This is a genomic window from Candidatus Polarisedimenticolia bacterium, assembly GCA_036004685.1.
Taxonomy (GTDB): Bacteria; Acidobacteriota; Polarisedimenticolia; order Gp22-AA2; family AA152; genus DASYRE01.
In genome coordinates, this window is record DASYRE010000043.1 from 79,204 (window position 1) to 97,020 (window position 17,817).

Here is a 17,817-nt window from a genome sequence, read left to right on the forward strand (position 1 = left end):
CCAAGCCTCCAGGGCTAGTCGAACAGGGCGAGCTGGCGGCTTCCTTTGGGAGTGAGGCGGAGCCGGCGGGTCTTCTCGAGCCGGGTGAACTTCTCGAGAGCGGCTTTGAGGTAGCGATCGGTCTCGGGATCCTGCAGCGCGCGGCCCAGGGCTTCGGAGTCGAGCGAGGCGAAGCGCTCGTACTGGCCCATCTCCTTCAGGACCATCTCCAGCCCCTTGCGGCCCGTGTCGCCCGGGGCCGGGAAGTGGGGACTGTCCTCCTCGAGCAGGCGGACTTCATCTTTCGTGCCGGCCAGCACCGAGGCCTTCTCCCGCTCCATCTCGGCGAAGATCGCCTCGCGCACCTTGAGAATCTCCTTCTCGGCGGAATGCTGGCCCGCCTCCAGCTGCGCGAGCCGATCGACGAGCTGCACGCCGGAGTCTTGCAGGAATTCGTTGGCCGGAAGCGGCGCCACCTTCATCCGGTGCTTCCAGAGGGGACAGATCTCCTGGTATTCGCACCAGCGGCACAGCGCGCTCTCGGTCGGCGGGAAGTCCCGCGCCGACTCGACCCGGTGAATCAGGTCGAGGGTCTTCGATTTCAAGCTCTCCAGCGCGCCGGGATCCCGGGCGGAGCGGAATTCGTGATTGAAGGCGAGATAGTGCCAGACGAGCCGGACCTCGCGCGCGTCACGGAACTTCCGCTCGACGCCGAGCTGATATAGAGGAAGCTGCCGGTCGTTCTCCAGGTCGTCGGCGGAGGGCAGGGAGTTCCCCGTCTTGTAGTCGTGGACCTCGTAGACTCCCGGCTCGAGCCGCACGATCCGATCGACGTACCCCTCCAGACGGTACTGCCCCGCCGCGTCGAGAGGAATCCCCAGCTTCTCCTCGAGCCCGAGCGTGACCCCGTCCCCGAAAGGGTGGTACGTCTTGTAGAAGTCGGTGATGCACCGCTCCCCCACCTTGCGGTAGTGATCGGCGGTGTATTCCTTCTTCACGATGCGGATCTTGTCGGAGTGCTGCCGCTCCCAATTCCGGTGATACAGGGAGGTCAGCTCCTCCAGGGACGGGGTCCGCTCCATCTGAAGATCCCGGTACAGCTTCTCCAGGGCCTCATGGACACGGTTCCCCATGAAGGCTTCGATCCCCTGAACGTCGCGGCGAATCCGATCGACGTACCGGTAGCGATACTGGAGCTTGCACTTTTCGAAGGACGCGAGACGGGAATGGGAGTAGGTCGGCATCCTGGCTCCGGCGCCCGATCAGGCGCCTTGGGGAGCTTCCTTCTGCAGCGACGCTTTGTATCCGGCCTTCTCGACCGCCTTCACGAGCGCCTCGGGGGTCGTCTTCCCCTTCTCGTAGGTCACCTGTGCCTCGTTCTTCTCCAGGCTCACCTCGGCTTTCGTCACTCCCGGGACCTTCTCCAGCGCGGCCTTCACGCCGTTGGCGCATCCCGAGCAGGTCATTCCCCGGACGCTGATCTTCACGTCCAGGTTCGCCTTCGCCTCTTCACCCGCATAAACCCCCGCGGCGAGCAGGCCAAAGGCCAGTACCGTGAATCCGATCAGGGCGTTGCGCTTGGTCATCGACATCCTCCCAAGGAAAAAGTGCGCTTACTCATGATACCAAAGGAACCGCCCCGGCGCTCACTCGAAGATCCCGAAAAAGGATGTCGGGTCTTGGTCTCGAAGAGGATCATTTGATCCGGTTGTAGGTCAGATCGTACTCGGTGGTCCAGGTCTTTCCGCCGTCGGTCGACTGCTCCGAGAACTGGCGGACCTTATCAGGCCCGAGATTGAAGAAGCTCAGGCGCCGCTTCAGCGTCGTGCCGTCCGCCTGCTTCTTCTCGGCGCGGAATCGCAGGACCCCGTCCTTGTATTCGCCGTCCGTGAACTCGATGGCGTCCCCCTGGTTGTCGATCCAGGTCTGCTGCCATCTTCCCTTGATCTTGTCGTAGAGGTTGAGGCTTTTCCCCGTCCCGCCCCGGGCGTCCGTCCAGTTCTCGATCAGGGCGCAGCCTCCGAGGACGAGGTCGATGGTGTTGGTCCCAGCCTGATCGCCGGCGGGAGTCCTGACGTCCCACTTCCCCACCCAGAAATCGAACTGCCGCGCCTCCGGAAGGTGGGCGCACGGCTCCTCGTTGACCTTCACCTTCTCCAGGATCGACTGGAAGCGGGCCTCGTCCTTCAGCGACTTGAGATCGTCGTCCGATTCCATCTTCTCCGCCTGGGCGAATCCGGCCTGCGCCGCCTTGTCCAGCCATTCCAGCGCGTCGGCGCGGCGCCCCGACAGCGCGAGCGCGGTCGCCAGGTTGTACATCACGAACGGATTGTGGCCGATCGCCTCCGCTTTCCGATAGGCCTCGATGGCCTGGGGAAGCTGGCCCAGGTGGTGCCGGCAGGCACCCAGGCGGGACCAGGCGCGCCCATTGCCCGGCTCGCGCTTCGCCAGGTCTTCATAGACCCGGGCGGCGCCGGCCCAATCCTCCTTCTGGTACAGCGCGTCGGCTTGCTGCACCGAGCTGGCCGGAGCGGCCTGCTCGGCAAAGGCGCAAGGAGTACCGGCAAACAGGAGACAGATCAGGACGGGAATGACTGTTTTCTTCGTCACGGATGGCCTCCGGGTCTGGGGCGAACCCCTGGGATGCGAGGGATCCGGGAAAGGGGGCGATGCCTCCACAAATGCCGGCAGCGTATCATCGGATTCCCCACAAGCGATCCGCCATTCGCCGCCAGGCGCGGGGAATTCCCCGCGATCCTTCACTGGCCCGAACCGCCACATCCGAAGCGAACCCCGGCCACGACCCGGGGGATCGACGGTGCGATTCGAAATCCTGCGCCCGCGGAACAGCCGAGTCGTCTTACGGAAGCGGCCGGTCCGTCACGGCCGGGTTTCGGCGTCACTCTCGACGAGCCATCGTGCTGCCGCGTTGGACCGAGATTCCAGGAGCCCGCGTGCTTCGCCTTGAGAGGTCAGCGGATCGGTGGAATTCCCCTGGCTTTCTGACACACTAGAGCTTACGGACAAGCCTTCTTCGTCCAACCGCACTGAAATTGCGGCCTTGCTTGTCATATGAACGCCTGCTTCGGGCCACCCATGGTGCAGGCGTCGATTCGCCGGCCGGCGCTCGTCACCCGGCACCGGTGTACGTTTCGAGAAGGAGCATGCCCGCTTTGCCACGCCACCGGACTCCGGCCGTTCCCGTGCAGCCGGCAAATCCGCTCCCAGGCGGGGATCGCCTGTCATATGAGGGCGCTCCCGAAGCCACTCATGCCACGAGGGAGACGGAAATCACGGACGGGCCGCTCGACACGGCCGTCACGGAAGAGGCGCTCTCGGTACTCCACCCGGCCGCCTTCGGCTGGGCGCTGGCCTGCTGCAATCGGGATCGGACGCTGGCCGAAGAGGTTTCCCAGATGGCGTATCTCAAGATTCTCGCAGGGGAGGCCCGGTTCGACGGGCGATCCTCCTTCAAGACCTGGCTCTTTGGCGTCATTCGGCGCACCGCCGCCGGCGAGCGGCGCAAAGCCTGGCTCAGTCTGTCGCGGCTTACCCGGTTCGCGCGCGGGCGTCCCGTTCCGGGTCCGGCCGCGAGCCCTGAAGCCGAGACCATGAGGGCTCGGGAGGCAAGCCGGCTCGTAAGCGCTCTGACGGCGCTTTCCCGCCGCCAGCAGGAAATCCTGCATCTCGTCTTCTATCAGAGCCTGACGTTGGCGGAGGCGGCCGCTATTATGGGCGTCTCGATCGGCACGGCCCGGATCCACTACGATCGCGGCAAGCAACGCCTCCGGGCGATGCTGTCGTCCGATTCGGCGCCGGGAGATTCCCGATGACCAAGCGCCTCGAGGATCCGGATCGGGAGCTGCGCGAGCGCTTCGAAGCCCTTCGCGCGTCCGACGCGGCCGAGGTCGGCCCGTTCGAGAGCCTCCGGCGCGGCGCCCTCCGGCGGCTGAAACGCCGAGGCCGGATCGGGATCAGCCCGCGCCGCGCCTTCCTCGCTGCGGCGAGCGCCACGGCGATGCTGTTGGTTGTCGCGCTTGTGGTCCGTTCTCGCTCGCAGCGCCCTTCCATCGAAGAGGCGATCGCCCAGGCGCGAGAGCTGCAAAGCTGGACCGCTCCGACCGATTCCCTGATGACGGCCGCCGATCTTGCGGCCAGGGGAGCTTCCGGGTCGGCCTCCGAATCCGGAAGCGCGGTGGATTCTCAGGCCGACGCCTCGTCTTCGGATTCGCGATGAAACCCCCGATTCAGACAAGGAGGAACCGATGAAACGACTGTTTGCAATAGCGCTGATCCTGGCGGCCGTCACCGGGGCCGCCGGCGCCGCCGGGCCGGGCCTGCGAGGTCCTCATCATGGTCCGGACGGACCGGGACACCTTTGGGGAGGCGGCTTCGGCGCGTCCCTCTTCCCGCCCGATTTCGTCCTCGCCAATCAATCCAAGATTGGACTGACCGACGAGCAGATTCTTGCCATCACCAAGGAAATCGGAGTCACCCACGACAAGATGGGGCCTGTGCACGAGGACCTCAAGAACCTGTCGGACCAACTGCGCACGCTCCTCGACGCCCCGCAGGTCGACGAGAAGGCGGCACTGGCGCTCGCCTCGCAGCTGATGGATCTCGAGAAGCAGGCCAAGACGGCCCACATCCGGCTGATGATTCGCGTCAAGAACGAGCTCACCGCTGAGCAGCAGGACAAACTCCGCGATCTTCGGCCGCAGCATCCTCCGAGGCCCGACGATTCTCCCGGGTCTGGATCCTCCTTCTGATGCCTCTTGCTTCCGAACGAGAACGGAGCCCGGTGCCTTCCGGGCCCCGTTCTCGCCTTCGTCGAAGGCGCCGACTGGGGGGGAAACGGCGGGCAGGCTCCGCGCCCTGCCTGGAGCCTGCCCGGAGGAACCGTCACGCCGCCCGCTGGAGCGTCGGCGCGACGGAGAGGGGTCCCTTCAGCGAACCTGGATGTTCCCTCCCCCGATGCGATGAGGTCCGAAATTCGGATTGGGAACGCGGTCGCTGTTGCAGAAGCGGATGTTCGTCGCCTCGTCGCCGAAGGCTGGCAGGGAGCTCGAGTCGGTCCAGCCCATTGATCCCTCGCCATTGTCCATCGACTGGAACCAGATGAAGGTCCCGACCGGGAAGGTGGGATCGGTGGAGAAATCGACACGGCCGCCCCACTTCGCGCGGTTCTGCGTCAGAGCGGGAACCTCCGACGTTCGCGGCAGGACCGGGGTGTCGTAGATCCCCATGCAGGTCACCGGGCCAGCGAACTTGAAGACGGTGCCATCGGCCGCCTGCTCGTAGTTGTACCATCCCGTCACGGTGCCGTCCGCGTCCCGCTTGGCGTTGAACGTCAGGCGGTTCTCGATGTCGGTCGTGGTGCCGAAAATCCCACCGTTGAAATCCTTCGGGATGATGAACCAGTACCCTCCGGTCGCAATCGCCACCGGCTTGTTGCCCGTCGCCGAGCCCTCCGCCTGCGTCGTTTCAGCCGGATCGGAGACTGTGCGGGCTCCCGCCGGAAGCGCCGTGAACACCACGACGAGCGTGAAGAGCAGGATCTGGGGCCAGAATCTGTTGCGCATCGATTCCTCCTCCGTCTGAGTTTGATGCGATACGGGTTTCTTCTCTGGGGGCCTCTAATACGGGGCGTGAGGAGAGGAGGCAATCGATTGCTGAGGAGACTACGGTTCTTCCGCACGAGGGTACGTTTCGCCGGGACGAGAATGGAGAGAAAGGCGCTTCACTCGGCCTGTCCGGGCCCCTTCCGGACCGGTTCGACGCTCCGGAGCGGGGAGGCGCCACGCCCTGCCGGCCGAGGGTCAGAGCCGGAGCGTTCGCATTGCTCGCGGGCCCAGCGTACCGCGGCGCGTGACGAGCCCAGCGGCCCGGACCACCCGGAGGCGGTACAATCGAGCCGATGCACATCTTGGAAAAGAGCGCCGCTCCCCTGCCCGCGGACGTACCGCGTCCAGCCCGGCTCGTTCTCACGGTGCTGGGAGTGTGGCTCTTCCTCGGCCTCTTCATGGGGGTGCAGTTCTACCTGAACGCCACCGCCGCCGGAAAGCCGGCCTCGCTCGGAATGGCGATCTGGATGTCGGTCCAGAAGTACCTCATCTATGCCGGTCTCACGCTTCCCGTGCTCTGGCTCTGCCGGCGCTACCCGCCGACGTCGAAGCGGTGGGTGCTCCCCCTGTCGGTGCATCTTCTCGGAGTGACCGTCTTCGTGGCGCTGTACGTGGCGCTTCGGTTGCTGTTCCGGACGGTGGTCGACCGCAACACGCTCCAGCCGCTGCCGGCCTCGTGGGAGACGGCGCAGTCACTGGTTCGCTCGAATCTCTTCGAGCTGTTCACCATGTACGCGACGATCGCCATCGCCGCCCTGGCCCTCCAGTACTACCGGCAAGGCCGGCAGCGCGATCTCCGTGAAGCCGAGCTGAAGCAGAAGATGGCGGAATACGAGCTGCAGGTCCTGAAGCTCCAGCTTCACCCGCACTTCCTGTTCAACGCCATGAACGGCATCTCCACCCTGATGAGCCGGGACGTGAAGACGGCCCAGGTGATGCTCGTCCGGCTCAGCGAGCTGCTGCGGATGGCCCTGTCCCATTCCACCGCGAACGAAGTTTCCCTGCGCGACGAGATCGAGTTCGTGAAGGCCTACCTCGAGATCGAGCGGATGCGCTTCGGGGACCGCCTGCGCGTGGAGATGAAGATCGATCAGGCGAGTCTCGACGCCCGCGTGCCGAACATGATGATCCAGCCGCTCGTCGAGAACGGCATCCATTACGGCATCGCCCGGATCCGATCGGGCGGCAGCCTCGAGCTGGCCACGAGGCGCGCCGATGGGCGGCTGAGGATCGTGATCGTCAACGACGGGCCGCTCGGGAGTCTCGAAAAGACGCACAGGTCGGGCGTCGGGCTGGGGAACGCGCGCTCGCGCCTGGTGCAGCTCTACGGCTCCGCCTACGAGCTCCGGCTCCTGGACCGCCCCCAAGGCGGCGCCGAGCTGCACCTCGACATCCCCTTCCGGGGCCCGGAGGGCGGCGCGGCCGGGGAGAAATCGTGAGCGGAAGAATTCGATTCCTGATCGTCGACGACGAGCCGCTGGCCCGGGAGGCAATTCGGTCTCTCGCCGCGGCCGATCCCGAGCTGGAGATCGCCGGAGAGGCCGGCGACGGGAACGCGGCGATTCAGGCGATCGAGGCGCTGCGGCCCGACCTCCTGTTCCTGGACGTGCAGATGCCGGAGGTCGACGGCTTCGAGGTCCTCGAAGAGCTGTCCGCCCGGGGCGGCAAGCTGCCCGTCACGGTCTTCGTGACGGCGCACGATCAGCACGCGCTGCGCGCCTTCGAGGCCCATGCTTTCGACTACCTGCTGAAGCCGATTCACGAGGCGCGCTTCCGCGAGTCGGTTTCCGCCGCCAAGGCGCGGATCGCGGCGGACAGCGGCCGCGACGCGGCCGAGCGCCTGGGCCGCCTGCTGGCCGAGAACGCCATGACCTCCCGCCGGCCGCGTCGCCTTTCGGTGAAAGGCAACGGACGCATCTCGCTGGTCTCCGTGGACGAGATCGAATGGATCGAGTCGGAAGGGAATTACGTGAGGCTGCACCTCTCCGGGCAATCGCATCTCCTGCGGGAGACGATGAACGGCATCGAGTCCCGGCTCGACCCGGAGCATTTCATGCGCATCCATCGCTCCGCCATCGTCAACGTGAACTTCATCCAGGAGCTCCGCCCGTGGTTCACCGGCGAGTACATCGTCCGGATGCGGAGCGGCAAGGAGCTGACGCTGACGCGCAGCCATCGGGACGCGCTCCGCCGGCTGATCGGCGACGATCGCGCCCTCCCGCCCCAAGACTCCCACTCCTGAGCGCCTGCCTCGAGCTTCCCGGCCGTCCCGCGGGCTTCAAAGAGGGTAGACTGCCTCTTCGACTCCTGGAGGGTTCGTGCCGATTCGCCCCGTCCGTCCGCTCCTTCTGCTGCTGTCTCTGTTCACACTCGGATGCGAGGCGGCGCTGTCGGTGGGCGCCCCATCCGGAGGGACGTGGAAGGATCTCCCGGGCGCCCCGCCTTTCGAGCTCTCTCTCATCCGCCGCCTGGAGGCGGCGGTCACGAGCCGCGGGCCGGGTTATCGGCCGCGATCGCGCCACCTGAATCGGGACGGATCGGCCGTCTACACAAACCGTCTCATCCTGGAGGCGAGCCCTTACTTGATCCAGCACGCCCACAACCCCGTCAACTGGTATCCCTGGAGCGACGAGGCGTTCGAGACCGCCCGGTCCACGGGGCGGCCCGTCCTGTTGAGCGTCGGGTACTCCACGTGCCATTGGTGCCACGTCATGGAGGAGGAATCGTTCGAGGACGAGGAGATCGCCGGGTTCCTCAACGCCCATTACGTCGCCGTCAAGGTCGATCGCGAGGAGCGCCCCGACCTGGACGGAGTGTACATGGCGGCGGTCCAGTCCCTCGCCGGGGGCGGCGGCTGGCCGATGACCCTCTGGCTCACGCCCGATCGGAAGCCGTTCTACGGCGGGACCTACTTCCCCGCCCGCGACGGAGATCGCGGCAGCGCCATCGGGTTCCGGACTCTGCTCGAGAAGCTCGCCGCGGCCTACAACGCGCCCGGGAACTCCCTCGCCAGGCGGGCCGAAGAAGTGACGCGGGCGCTGCAGGCCGATCTGGCCGCCGCTTCCCCGGGCAATCTTCCCGGAGCCGCCATCCTCCGCGGGGCGGCGGAAATCTATCGCGCCCGGTTCGACCCGGAGAACGGCGGGCTCGCCGGGCCGATGAAGTTCCCCAGCGGGTTGCCGATTCGATTCCTCCTGCGCCATCACCGGCGCACCGGAGACGAAGCGTTCCTGAAGATGGCGGTCCTGACGCTCCAGAAGATGGCGGCCGGCGGGATCCACGATCAGCTGGGAGGGGGATTCCACCGCTATTCCACCGATCCCCGTTGGCTCGTCCCGCACTTCGAGAAGATGCTCTACGACAACGCGCTCATCGCGCTCGACGCGCTGGAGGCCTATCAGGCCACGGGCCGCGAGGAGTTCGCGCGGATCGCCAGGGAGGTCTTCGCTTATGCCCAGGGCGAGATGTCCTCGCCCCGAGGAGGCTTCTATGCCGCGACCGACGCCGACAGCCCCGGCCCCGGCGGCCGGCGCGAGGAGGGCCGCTTCTTCACCTGGACCCCGGAGGAGATCGACGCCGCCGTCGGCAAGGCGCGCGGCGACCTGGTGCGCCATTACTACGGCGTGACGCCGCGCGGGAATCTCGACGGGCGGAGCGTCCTGCACGTCGCGACGCCCCTGGAGGACGCGGCCCGGCGCCGGGGGATCTCACCCGAGAAGGCCCGGAGCGAGCTGGAGGCGGCGAAGGAGCTGCTCGAGGCGGCGCGCCGGAAGCGGCCCCCGCCTTTTCGGGACGAGAAGATCCTCGTCGCCTGGAACGGGCTGATGATCTCCGCCTTGTCGCGCGGCGGGCTCGTCCTCGGCGAGGATGCCCTGACCCGGCGCGCGGCGCGGTGCGCCGACCTTCTGCTGCAAAGCGCCCGGCGCGGCGGCCGGCTTCTGCGCGCCGTCCCGGAGGCGGGGGCGCCGCGCGACGGCACGCTGAGCGATTACGCCTTCCTGATCGCGGGACTCCTCGATCTCTACGAGGCTTCGGGGGATCCCCGGCGCCTTCGGCAGGCGCTCGACCTCGATGCGGTCCTCGCCAAGCACTACGAGGACCCCGCCAGGGGCGGCTTCTTCCTGACGGCCGACGACGGGGAGAAGCTTCTGGCCCGGGAGAAGCCCGCCTACGACGGCGCCGAGCCGTCGGGGAACTCGGTGGCCGTCATGAACCTCCTCCGCCTCCATGAATTCACGACCGAGGATCGATTCCGCGAAAGGGCGGTCCGCGCCTTGAGATCGCAGGCCAAGCTCCTCGCCGACTCCCCCGCCGCCCTCTCGGAGATGCTGCTGGCCGCGGACTTTCTCCTCGATACTCCCCGCGAGATCGTCTTGATCGCCCCTTCGAAAAGGCAAGACGCCGCCCCCTTCCTGGCCCGCCTCGCCGCCATGTATGCGCCCAACCGCGTCCTGGTCGTGGCGGCCGAGGGAAGAGATCTGGAGGAACAGGAAAAGCTGGTCCCTTACCTCGAAGGAAAGAAGACCCTGCGCGGCAAGACGACCGCGTACGTATGCGAGAGGCGGGTCTGCCGCCTGCCCACGACGGATCCGGCGGCGTTCGGCCGTCTGCTCGAGAAAGTCGAGCCCCTTCCCGCGCCACCCGCCCTCGAGACGCCGGGCCGGATCGACGGGGATCCGTAATGAGGGGCGTGCCGGATGGGCCCGAGCCGGTTTAGAATCGCTTTCCGGGGGGAACATGAAGGTCTCCTTCGTCATCCCGACCCTCGACGAGCAGGACTGGATCGGGCCGCAGGTCGGACGCTGCCTCGCTCTCTCACCGGCGCCCGAGGTGATCGTCTCGGACGGCGGCAGTGCCGACGCCACCGCGGAGCGGGCGCGGGCCTCCGGGGCGCGATTCCTGCGCGCCACGCGGCGCGGGCGCGCGCCGCAGATGAACGAAGGCGCCCGGGCGGCGGCCGGCGACGTCTTCGTCTTCCTGCACGCCGACGTGCGGCTGGGCCCCGAAGCCTACGGGGAGCTTCGGGAGGCTCTCCAGGATCCTCACGTCCTCGGCGGGGCGTTCCGGAGACGCTTCGATTCGCCGTCGCGCCTGCTGCGGCTCGGTTGCCGGCTCGCCGACCTGCGCGGACGCCGGATCGGAGTGTTTCTCGGGGATCAGGCGATCTTCGTCCGGAAGAGCGCCTTCTTCCAGCTCGGCGGGTTCCGGGAGATCCTCCTGTTCGAGGACGTCGAGTTCTCCCGGCGCATGCGGCGCCATGGGAAGACCCTGCTTCTGTCGGAGGAGGTCATCGCCTCCAGCCGGCGCTTCGATCACGAAGGGAATCTGGGCCGGCTCACGAAGAACGTCTGGCTCACGGCGCTCTACCTTGCCGGCGTCCATCCCGATCGTCTGGCGCGACGTTACTATCCCGACCTTTGCGGTCAGGCCTACTCTTCCGCCGCCGGCCGGGAAGGCCGATGAGCCGGCCGTCCAGCGGCGGGAGCGGCCGAGGGGAAGGGATCTACAACGTGGTGGTCCTCGGCGCCGGGACCGCGGGCCTGGTGACGGCGGCGGGCAGCGCCGGCCTCGGCGCCCGCGTGGCCCTCGTCGAGCGCGGCAAGATGGGAGGCGATTGCCTCAACTTCGGCTGCGTCCCCAGCAAAGCCCTCATCCAGTCTTCCCGCCTCGCCGATCGGATCCGGCACGCCGATCGGGTCGGCCTCGAGCCCCGGGACCCTCAGGCCGACTACGCCCGCGTCATCCGGCGGATGAAGTCGGCGCGCGCGCGGATCGAGCCGCACGATTCCGCCGAGCGCTTCGAGTCGCTCGGCGTCGACGTGTTCGCCGGAGAGGCCCGGCTGGAATCGCCGCACGCCGTGCGCGTCGGAGACCGCGTTCTCCGAACGCGCCACGTCGTCATCGCGACCGGCGGCCGCGCCGCAGTGCCGCCGATCGAAGGACTCCCGGAGGCCCGCCCGTTCACCAACGAGACCTTCTTCGAGAATGAAGCGCTGCCCCGCCGGCTGGCGATCCTGGGAGGCGGGCCGATCGGCTGCGAGATCTCGCAGGCCATGGCCCGCCTCGGCTCGCGCGTCACGCTTCTCGATCGCGGCGACCGGGTCCTCCACCGCGAGGATGCGGACGCCGCCGAGGCTCTTCAAGAGTCGCTGCGCGCCGACCGGGTCGATCTTCGTCTGGGGGCGCGCGTGATCCGGGTCGAGCCGGGAGAGGCGGCACACCGGGTGCGGCTCGAACGGGGCGGGCGCGAGGAGAGCCTGGAGGCCGACGCGATCCTGCTCGCCGCCGGCCGCCGCCCGAACGTCGAGAACCTGGGCCTGGAGGCGGCCGGCGTCGCGTTCGATCAGCGCGGCGTCCGGGTCGATCGCTGGCTCCGCACCACGCGCCCGAACATCTTCGCGGCGGGCGACGTGGCCGGCAGCCATCAGTTCACCCACTTCGCCGAATACCAGGCGCGGATCGTCGTGCGCAACATTCTCCTGCCGCGGCTTTTCGGCCTCCTGCACGCGCGGGCCGACGATTTCGTGCTTCCCTGGTGCACCTTCACCGAGCCGGAGGTGGCGCGCGTCGGCCTGAACGAGCAGGAGGCCCGCGCCCAAGGGATCCCGCACGACGTGCATCGCTTCGACTTCAAATCGCTCGACCGGGCCATCCTCGACGCGGCCGACACCGGCTGGGTGAAAGTGCTGACCGTTCCGGGAAAGGACCGGATCCTCGGCGCGACGCTGGTGGGGGAAGGAAGCGGAGAGATGATCCACGAGCTGGTGGTCGCGATGCGCCACGGCATCGGCCTCGGCGCGCTTTCGGGGGCCATCCACGTCTATCCGACGCTGTCGCAGGCGATCCAGCGCGCCGGGGACGCCTACCAGAAGACGCGCCTGACCGCGGCGGCCCGCCGTGCCTTCTCCTGGCTCTACGCGCGGCGGCGCAGATCGGCGGGCATCCCGTGAAACGCTCGCAGCTCCTCCTCCGCATCTTCGTTCCGGCGCTTCTGATCGCCGCCGTCGTCGCCGGAATCCGGTTCCTCCCGATCGAGGACTACCTCGATCGGTTCCTCACCTGGGCTTCCGGCACCGGCTTCCCGGGAATGGCCGTGTTCGTCCTGGTCTATGTCGCGGCGGCCGTCCTGTTTCTTCCCGGCTCGATTCTGACCGTCGGGGCGGGAGCGATCTTCGGCTTGCTCTGGGGAACTATCTCCGTCAGCATCGGGGCCACGCTGGGCGCCGGCGCGGCGTTCCTGATCGGCAGGTATCTGGCGCGTAAACGGGTGGAGCGCTGGGCGGCGGAGAATCCGAAGTTCGCCGCCATCGACCGGGCGGTCGGCCGGGAAGGCGGGCGGATCGTCCTCTTGACGAGGCTCAGCCCCCTGTTTCCTTATAACCTCTTGAATTACCTGTTCGGTCTGACGCGCGTCGGTTTCTGGCCGTATCTCGCCGCCAGCTGGATCGGCATGCTTCCGGGGACGGTCCTTTACGTCTATCTCGGCGTGGCGGGCCGCGCCGTCGCCAGGACGGCAGCCGGACCGGGAATCGGCAACGGCTGGGAGGCGATCTTTTGGAGCGTCGGGCTGGCGGCGACCTTGCTCCTTACGTTTTTCTTGACGCGGCTCGCCCGGCGGGCCCTCTCGGAGGAACGGCGATGAGCCACGACCGTTCAGGCGCGCCAGCCCTGCTCCGCGGTCGCGAGCCGCGCCGCGGCGGCGCGTCAGCCCCGCGATGGCGCGCCGGATTGTGGCTGGCGCTGGTTCCCTGGCTCTTGCCCGCCCAGATCGCCTGCCAGGCCCCGAAGGCCGTCGCGCTTCAAGGGGGCGCGGCCGAAGCAATCCGTAAGGGAATCGAATCGGGAAAGCTTGGGATGAACCATGATGCCTTCGATCGAATCCTCCAGCACCATGTCCTCGATTTAGGAAGGCGCTTCGACTATCGCGGGCTCCAGAGGCATCGCGAGGATCTCGATCGCTACCTGGGGGAAGTGGGCGACGCGCGTCTCTCCGACCTCGGCCGCGACGAGCTGGCGGCGCTCCTGGTGAACGCCTACAACGCTTATACCATCCAGTCGATTCTCGAGACGCTCACCCCGGCGCAGCCCGAAGGCGTGAAGAGCATTCGCGACATCCCGGGAGTCTTCGACGCTCCGACCCACCTGGTAGGAGGGTTCAAGCTGAGCCTGAACAACATCGAGCACAACCTCTTGCGGCCGCTCTTCAAGGATCCCCGCATCCACTTCGTCGTGAACTGCGCCTCCATCAGCTGCCCGCCGCTTCCTTCCGAGGCGCTCAAAGGGGGGCAGCTCGAGTCGCAGCTCGAGTACGCCGCCCGCTCCCTCCTCTCCTCGCCCGATTACGTGCGGATCGAGGACGGGAAGCTGAAGGTGACGAAGCTTCTGGAATGGTACGGATCGGATTTCACGACTCGGGGATTCCACGGCGCGGGGGCGAGCCTTCCCGCCTACCTCCGGAAATATGCCTCGGAGGAGGTCGTGCGGCTCATCGACTCGGCGGGCGGCGCCCCTCCCATCGCTTTCCTCGACTACGACTGGTCCTTGAACCGTTCGAACCAGATCCCGCTTCAGGATCAGCCCTTCTAAGCGCATTGGATGGGCTCCGGGCCGGCTCTCGAACTGAAGGTAAGCGTCGTTCGGTTGGATTCCCGCGCGCCGAAATCAAAGAGGCTCAGACGACTCGACTCTCGTATGCGCGACAGATCTGACAATCGACACATCCGCCTCCACTCCCAGAATCTCCTTGACTCCCCGCGCCGATCGCCGTACGTAGAAATCACACGACAACCTTCCTGGTCGAGACTCTTCTTATGGAGGTCCCTCATGAAGAAGAGCAGGACACGGTTCTTCCTTTCCGTCTCGTGGTTCCTCACTTTTGCGGCATTTCTCTGCGCCCTGGCCTACGCGGCGACCAGCGTCCAATTTGGACCGAACATCCGGCTGGGGGGGTTCGGAAACCGTCAGGTGGAGACCTCCATCGCGGCGAATCCGGCCGACTCCAGGAATCTCGTCCTTGGGTTCATGGACACGTTCCCCGCCGGGAGCGATCCGCGCCAGACGTGCCAGAGTGCTTTCACGACCAACGGCGGCGCCACTTACACTCTCGGTGGCACCTCCCCTCTCCAGCGGCTTCCGACCGCGACCGGCATCGCCTGCGTCGACCCTTCGTTGACTGCCGATCTCGCGGGCAATTTCTACTTCGCCTACCTCAACTTCAATCTTGGTCTCCCGGTGCCGGCTGACCTTTTCGTGGCCAAATCGACAGACGGAGGCAGGACTTTCCCCACTTACACCGTCGCGGTAGCGGGCAATGATTCCGTCAACGAGCCCGACAAGCCCTATATCGTCGCCGACGTCGGTAACGGGAGCCCTTTCAAAGGATCTCTGTACTTGAGCTACACGGACCTGGCAGTCGGCTACTCGATCCGGATCGTGTCCTCGCGTGACGGAGGTCACACCTGGTCGAGTCCCGTGCGGATCACGAACGACACCATGGGTTCCAACATTTTCCAGGCGAGCGTGCCCGTCGTGGCATCCGACGGCACGATCTACGTCTTCTTCTCCAACTTCACGTTCGGAGTGAACGGCTCCTTGAGCATCCAGTTCTCCAAATCCAGTGATGGCGGGATCTCGTGGAGCGCTCCGTCCTCCGTGGCTTCCCACCTCCCCAGCCCGGGCCTTTTCGTCCTCGATAACGGAGACCCCAATTTCGGAGAGGTCGCCGACTTCGGGGTGGGCTCGAACAGCTTTCCGAGTCCGGCCGTCGCGCCCGACGGCACGCTCTACGTGGCCTGGGCAGACTTTCCAGAAGGCTCCTGCAAAAGGATCGGCGGCAGCGATCGTCCGTCTTGCGGCAACGCCGACGTCAGGCTCTCCGTCAGCCGGAATGGAGGCAACTCCTGGACGGCGCCGGTGAAGGTGAGCGACGACAGCGGTTCGGGGACGGATCAGTTCTTTCCATGGATCGCCGTCCATCCGACGGGTTGCTGAGTCTCACCTGGCTGGACAAGAGGCTCGACCCGAACAACGTCGACTACAACGCGTTCTACGCCAACACGTCCGACGGCATCGTCTTCCTGCCGAACGTGAGGCTCTCCTCAGCCAAGTCTTCCCTCGGGGGGAGAGGGTTTATCGGAGACTATCTCGGCATCGCGGCGACCGCGGACTCGGTCCATCCGGTCTGGATGGACATTCGGTCCAACCAGGTCGAAATCTTCACCATTCGGGGGATTCTGACGCACTGAGCGGCGACGTTTCAGGGAATCCGCGGTCGTCGATGGGCAGGACCGGTCGTGGAACGGAACGTCGCCCGGAGTCCTTGGGCGATCTGAGGTGGCCAGACCGCGCCGAGGCTCGGTACGGTCGTTCTGTTCAGGGCTCTCTTCGGCGGCTTTTCATCCCCGACTTCTCCTCCAACTCCTCGATCGTCTTCGGCCAGTCTTCCCTGAGAAGGCGCGACAACGCACGGTCGGCGAGAACCCGTCCTTCGGTCTGGCAGCGCGGACAGTAGTTGCACTCGTTCTTCGCGTAGACGATGCGCTGGACGAGGGTGCCGCAATCCGGGCAGGGCTTGCCGAATCGCCCGTGGACCGCCATCTCCTCGCGGAAAGCGGTGACCTGCTCCGGGAACTTCTCGCCGGCCTCCCGGCGCAGCCGATCGGTCCACTCCGTCAGCGTCGCGACGGCCGCGTCGCGCAGGCGTCCCGCCTCTTCATCGGTGAGGCGGCCGGTGAGCCGTACGGGAGAGAGGCGCGCGCGGTGCAGCATCTCGTCGGAATAGGCGTTGCCGATCCCGCTGAAGAGCCGCGGGTCGGTGAGGGCCCGCTTCAAGGTGTGGTTTTCCCGGCGAAGCGCGTCGATGAACTCGCCCGCCCGGCTTTCGAGGACTTCGAGCCCGCCGCGCGACAGAGCCGCAAGCGACGCGTCGCCGCGCGCCACGTGCAGCGACGCGCGCTTCTTCGAGCCCGCCTCGGTCAGGAGAAGCGTCCCGTCGGGGAAGTCGAAGGCGGCGAGACCGAAGCGGCGCGGGATCTTCATGCCGCGCTTCTTCCAATGGAGCCTTCCGGCGATCATCAGGTGCAGCACCAGGAAGAGATCCGGCTCGATCTCCAGGACGATGCGCTTGCCAAGGCGCCGGACACCTTTCACCGTGCGTCCCCGGACCGCCGCGAGCGGCGGATCGACGGAGCGCAGGAGGAAGGGGCTCGCCAGCCGGACCTCCCGCAGCTCGCGATCTTTCACGCGCCGCTCCAGGGCCTCGACGTAGACGACGATGTCGGGCAGCTCGGGCACGATCCCTTCCCTCCCTTCCCTGCCGGTAAGCCGCCCGCGGGTTCGGGCGGCCCCTCGGCAAAGCCGTGCTTGGAGTATTCTAAGCGACCCATCCGCCCGCCCGGCGCCGGAGCTCCGGCGGGAAGCTCTTCGAACGGGAGAGACGAACCAACCGATGGACGCTCCGCAGATCACTCTGGCCATCGCCGCCTCGATCGGCGGCGGGATGATGAACGCCATGGCGGGAGGAGGGACGCTTCTCACGTATCCCGCGCTCCTCTTCGCGGGAGAGTCGGCCATCATCGCCAACGCCACCTCCTCGGTCGCCCTCTGGCCGGGCGCCGCCGCGAGCCTCTACGGCTACCGCCGGGAAGTGAGAAGCCACGCCGGCTGGCTCAAGCTCCTCTTCCTGCCGAGCCTCCTCGGCGGGGCGATCGGGGCCGCTCTGCTCCTGCGGACGCCGTCCGCCGTTTTCGAGTGGATGTCTCCCTTCCTCGTCCTCTTCGCGACCACGCTCTTCATGATCCAGGGCGCGATCGCCCGCCGCCGGCAGGAAGCGCCGGGAGGGCTGAGAGCGAAACGGCTTCCGCTCGCCTGGGTGCTGCAGCTTGGAATCGGAATCTACGGAGGGTACTTCGGGGCCGGCATCGGGATCCTGATGCTCGCGGTCCTCGGCTTCCTCGGACTCGGGGACATCCACGCGGCGAACGGCGTGAAGAACTTCTTCGGGATGTGCATGAACGGCGTCGCGGCCGCCTGGTTCATCCTCCAGGGAGCGGTCGACTGGCCGGTCGCGCTGATGATGATCGCGGGGGCCATCGGGGGAGGCTACGCCGGAGCGCGCTGGGCGCGCCGGATGGGACGGGGGCGGGCGCGCGCGGCCGTGGTGGTCATCGGCCTCGTGGTGACCGCGGCGCTCCTCTGGCGCCAGTTCGGAGGCTAG

General features: G+C 66.9%; 18 protein-coding genes. 13 read left to right on the plus strand and 5 right to left on the minus strand.

The features are described from left to right. Positions 1 to 14 precede the first annotated feature (14 nt). The 3 genes from VGR67_11825 to VGR67_11835 form a co-directional block, all read right to left on the minus strand. Complete coding sequence (locus VGR67_11825) at positions 15 to 1,223, minus strand: PD-(D/E)XK nuclease family protein (protein ID HEV8337097.1); 1,209 nt, start codon at positions 1,221 to 1,223, stop codon at positions 15 to 17. 18 nt (positions 1,224 to 1,241) lie between these two features. Continuing rightward, the gene (locus tag VGR67_11830) at positions 1,242 to 1,565 is read right to left on the minus strand and encodes a heavy metal-associated domain-containing protein (GenBank protein HEV8337098.1); all 324 of its coding nucleotides are present in this window, start codon (positions 1,563 to 1,565) and stop codon (positions 1,242 to 1,244) included. Between the two features lie 109 nt (positions 1,566 to 1,674). Further along, complete coding sequence (locus VGR67_11835) at positions 1,675 to 2,589, minus strand: tetratricopeptide repeat protein (protein ID HEV8337099.1); 915 nt, start codon at positions 2,587 to 2,589, stop codon at positions 1,675 to 1,677. Between the two features lie 554 nt (positions 2,590 to 3,143). On the opposite strand from VGR67_11835, the gene VGR67_11840 reads away from it, so the two are divergent. From VGR67_11840 to VGR67_11850, 3 genes are read left to right on the plus strand one after another with little or no spacing between them, the layout of a single operon-like run. After that, positions 3,144 to 3,812 carry an RNA polymerase sigma factor gene (locus VGR67_11840; protein ID HEV8337100.1) on the plus strand — a complete coding sequence of 223 codons (669 nt, stop codon included), beginning with the start codon at positions 3,144 to 3,146 and terminating at the stop codon, positions 3,810 to 3,812. Next, entirely contained in the window at positions 3,809 to 4,216 is a 408-nt protein-coding gene (locus VGR67_11845) for a hypothetical protein (GenBank protein ID HEV8337101.1), read from the plus strand. Before VGR67_11840 ends, VGR67_11845 begins: the two co-directional genes overlap by 4 nt. Before the next feature lie 28 nt (positions 4,217 to 4,244). Further along, positions 4,245 to 4,748, plus strand: a complete 504-nt coding sequence (locus VGR67_11850) for a Spy/CpxP family protein refolding chaperone (protein HEV8337102.1) — start codon at positions 4,245 to 4,247, stop codon at positions 4,746 to 4,748. A 177-nt stretch (positions 4,749 to 4,925) separates the two neighbouring features. Here the strand turns inward: VGR67_11850 and VGR67_11855 are convergent, their stop codons facing one another. Then, positions 4,926 to 5,561: a hypothetical protein gene (locus tag VGR67_11855; GenBank protein HEV8337103.1), complete on the minus strand. Its 636-nt coding sequence runs from the start codon at positions 5,559 to 5,561 to the stop codon at positions 4,926 to 4,928. 335 nt (positions 5,562 to 5,896) lie between these two features. Here VGR67_11855 and VGR67_11860 point away from each other — a divergent pair, with 335 nt between their 5' ends. From VGR67_11860 to VGR67_11900, 9 genes are all read left to right on the plus strand, one after another. Beyond that, on the plus strand, positions 5,897 to 7,042 hold the full coding sequence (locus VGR67_11860; protein HEV8337104.1) for a histidine kinase: 1,146 nt from the start codon (positions 5,897 to 5,899) through the stop codon (positions 7,040 to 7,042). Continuing rightward, positions 7,039 to 7,845, plus strand: coding sequence for a LytTR family DNA-binding domain-containing protein (locus VGR67_11865; GenBank protein HEV8337105.1), 807 nt, complete (start codon positions 7,039 to 7,041; stop codon positions 7,843 to 7,845). Before VGR67_11860 ends, VGR67_11865 begins: the two co-directional genes overlap by 4 nt. A 76-nt stretch (positions 7,846 to 7,921) precedes the next feature. Then, the gene (locus VGR67_11870) at positions 7,922 to 10,285 is read left to right on the plus strand and encodes a thioredoxin domain-containing protein (GenBank protein ID HEV8337106.1); all 2,364 of its coding nucleotides are present in this window, start codon (positions 7,922 to 7,924) and stop codon (positions 10,283 to 10,285) included. A 55-nt stretch (positions 10,286 to 10,340) separates the two neighbouring features. Next, the gene (locus VGR67_11875; protein HEV8337107.1) at positions 10,341 to 11,066 is read left to right on the plus strand and encodes a TIGR04283 family arsenosugar biosynthesis glycosyltransferase; all 726 of its coding nucleotides are present in this window, start codon (positions 10,341 to 10,343) and stop codon (positions 11,064 to 11,066) included. Continuing rightward, complete coding sequence (locus tag VGR67_11880) at positions 11,063 to 12,553, plus strand: mercuric reductase (protein ID HEV8337108.1); 1,491 nt, start codon at positions 11,063 to 11,065, stop codon at positions 12,551 to 12,553. The genes VGR67_11875 and VGR67_11880 overlap by 4 nt, the downstream gene beginning before the upstream one ends. Continuing rightward, the gene (locus VGR67_11885; GenBank protein ID HEV8337109.1) at positions 12,550 to 13,245 is read left to right on the plus strand and encodes a TVP38/TMEM64 family protein; all 696 of its coding nucleotides are present in this window, start codon (positions 12,550 to 12,552) and stop codon (positions 13,243 to 13,245) included. The genes VGR67_11880 and VGR67_11885 overlap by 4 nt, the downstream gene beginning before the upstream one ends. Then, positions 13,242 to 14,189, plus strand: coding sequence for a DUF547 domain-containing protein (locus tag VGR67_11890; protein HEV8337110.1), 948 nt, complete (start codon positions 13,242 to 13,244; stop codon positions 14,187 to 14,189). The genes VGR67_11885 and VGR67_11890 overlap by 4 nt, the downstream gene beginning before the upstream one ends. A gap of 237 nt (positions 14,190 to 14,426) precedes the next feature. Then, positions 14,427 to 15,593 carry a sialidase family protein gene (locus VGR67_11895; protein ID HEV8337111.1) on the plus strand — a complete coding sequence of 389 codons (1,167 nt, stop codon included), beginning with the start codon at positions 14,427 to 14,429 and terminating at the stop codon, positions 15,591 to 15,593. Beyond that, positions 15,563 to 15,847, plus strand: a complete 285-nt coding sequence (locus VGR67_11900; GenBank protein HEV8337112.1) for a hypothetical protein — start codon at positions 15,563 to 15,565, stop codon at positions 15,845 to 15,847. The genes VGR67_11895 and VGR67_11900 overlap by 31 nt, the downstream gene beginning before the upstream one ends. Positions 15,848 to 15,974: 127 nt before the next feature. Here VGR67_11900 and VGR67_11905 read toward each other — a convergent pair whose 3' ends face one another. Beyond that, positions 15,975 to 16,895 (minus strand): DNA-formamidopyrimidine glycosylase family protein, encoded by a 921-nt coding sequence (locus tag VGR67_11905; GenBank protein HEV8337113.1) that lies wholly within the window; start codon positions 16,893 to 16,895, stop codon positions 15,975 to 15,977. 154 nt (positions 16,896 to 17,049) lie between these two features. Here VGR67_11905 and VGR67_11910 point away from each other — a divergent pair, with 154 nt between their 5' ends. After that, positions 17,050 to 17,817: a sulfite exporter TauE/SafE family protein gene (locus VGR67_11910; protein HEV8337114.1), complete on the plus strand. Its 768-nt coding sequence runs from the start codon at positions 17,050 to 17,052 to the stop codon at positions 17,815 to 17,817.

Excerpts from the sequence above, each read along its gene's own strand:
- VGR67_11855 (HEV8337103.1), bottom strand. The coding sequence starts at position 5,561 with ATGCGCAACAGATTCTGGCCCCAGATCCTGCTCTTCACGCTCGTCGTG.
- VGR67_11910 (HEV8337114.1), top strand. The coding sequence starts at position 17,050 with ATGGACGCTCCGCAGATCACTCTGGCCATCGCCGCCTCGATCGGCGGC.
- VGR67_11850 (HEV8337102.1), top strand. The coding sequence starts at position 4,245 with ATGAAACGACTGTTTGCAATAGCGCTGATCCTGGCGGCCGTCACCGGG.
- VGR67_11890 (HEV8337110.1), top strand. The coding sequence starts at position 13,242 with ATGAGCCACGACCGTTCAGGCGCGCCAGCCCTGCTCCGCGGTCGCGAG.
- VGR67_11900 (HEV8337112.1), top strand. The coding sequence starts at position 15,563 with ATGGATCGCCGTCCATCCGACGGGTTGCTGAGTCTCACCTGGCTGGAC.
- VGR67_11845 (HEV8337101.1), top strand. The coding sequence starts at position 3,809 with ATGACCAAGCGCCTCGAGGATCCGGATCGGGAGCTGCGCGAGCGCTTC.
- VGR67_11875 (HEV8337107.1), top strand. The coding sequence starts at position 10,341 with ATGAAGGTCTCCTTCGTCATCCCGACCCTCGACGAGCAGGACTGGATC.
- VGR67_11840 (HEV8337100.1), top strand. The coding sequence starts at position 3,144 with ATGCCCGCTTTGCCACGCCACCGGACTCCGGCCGTTCCCGTGCAGCCG.
- VGR67_11860 (HEV8337104.1), top strand. The coding sequence starts at position 5,897 with ATGCACATCTTGGAAAAGAGCGCCGCTCCCCTGCCCGCGGACGTACCG.
- VGR67_11895 (HEV8337111.1), top strand. The coding sequence starts at position 14,427 with ATGAAGAAGAGCAGGACACGGTTCTTCCTTTCCGTCTCGTGGTTCCTC.
- VGR67_11830 (HEV8337098.1), bottom strand. The coding sequence starts at position 1,565 with ATGACCAAGCGCAACGCCCTGATCGGATTCACGGTACTGGCCTTTGGC.
- VGR67_11825 (HEV8337097.1), bottom strand. The coding sequence starts at position 1,223 with ATGCCGACCTACTCCCATTCCCGTCTCGCGTCCTTCGAAAAGTGCAAG.
- VGR67_11880 (HEV8337108.1), top strand. The coding sequence starts at position 11,063 with ATGAGCCGGCCGTCCAGCGGCGGGAGCGGCCGAGGGGAAGGGATCTAC.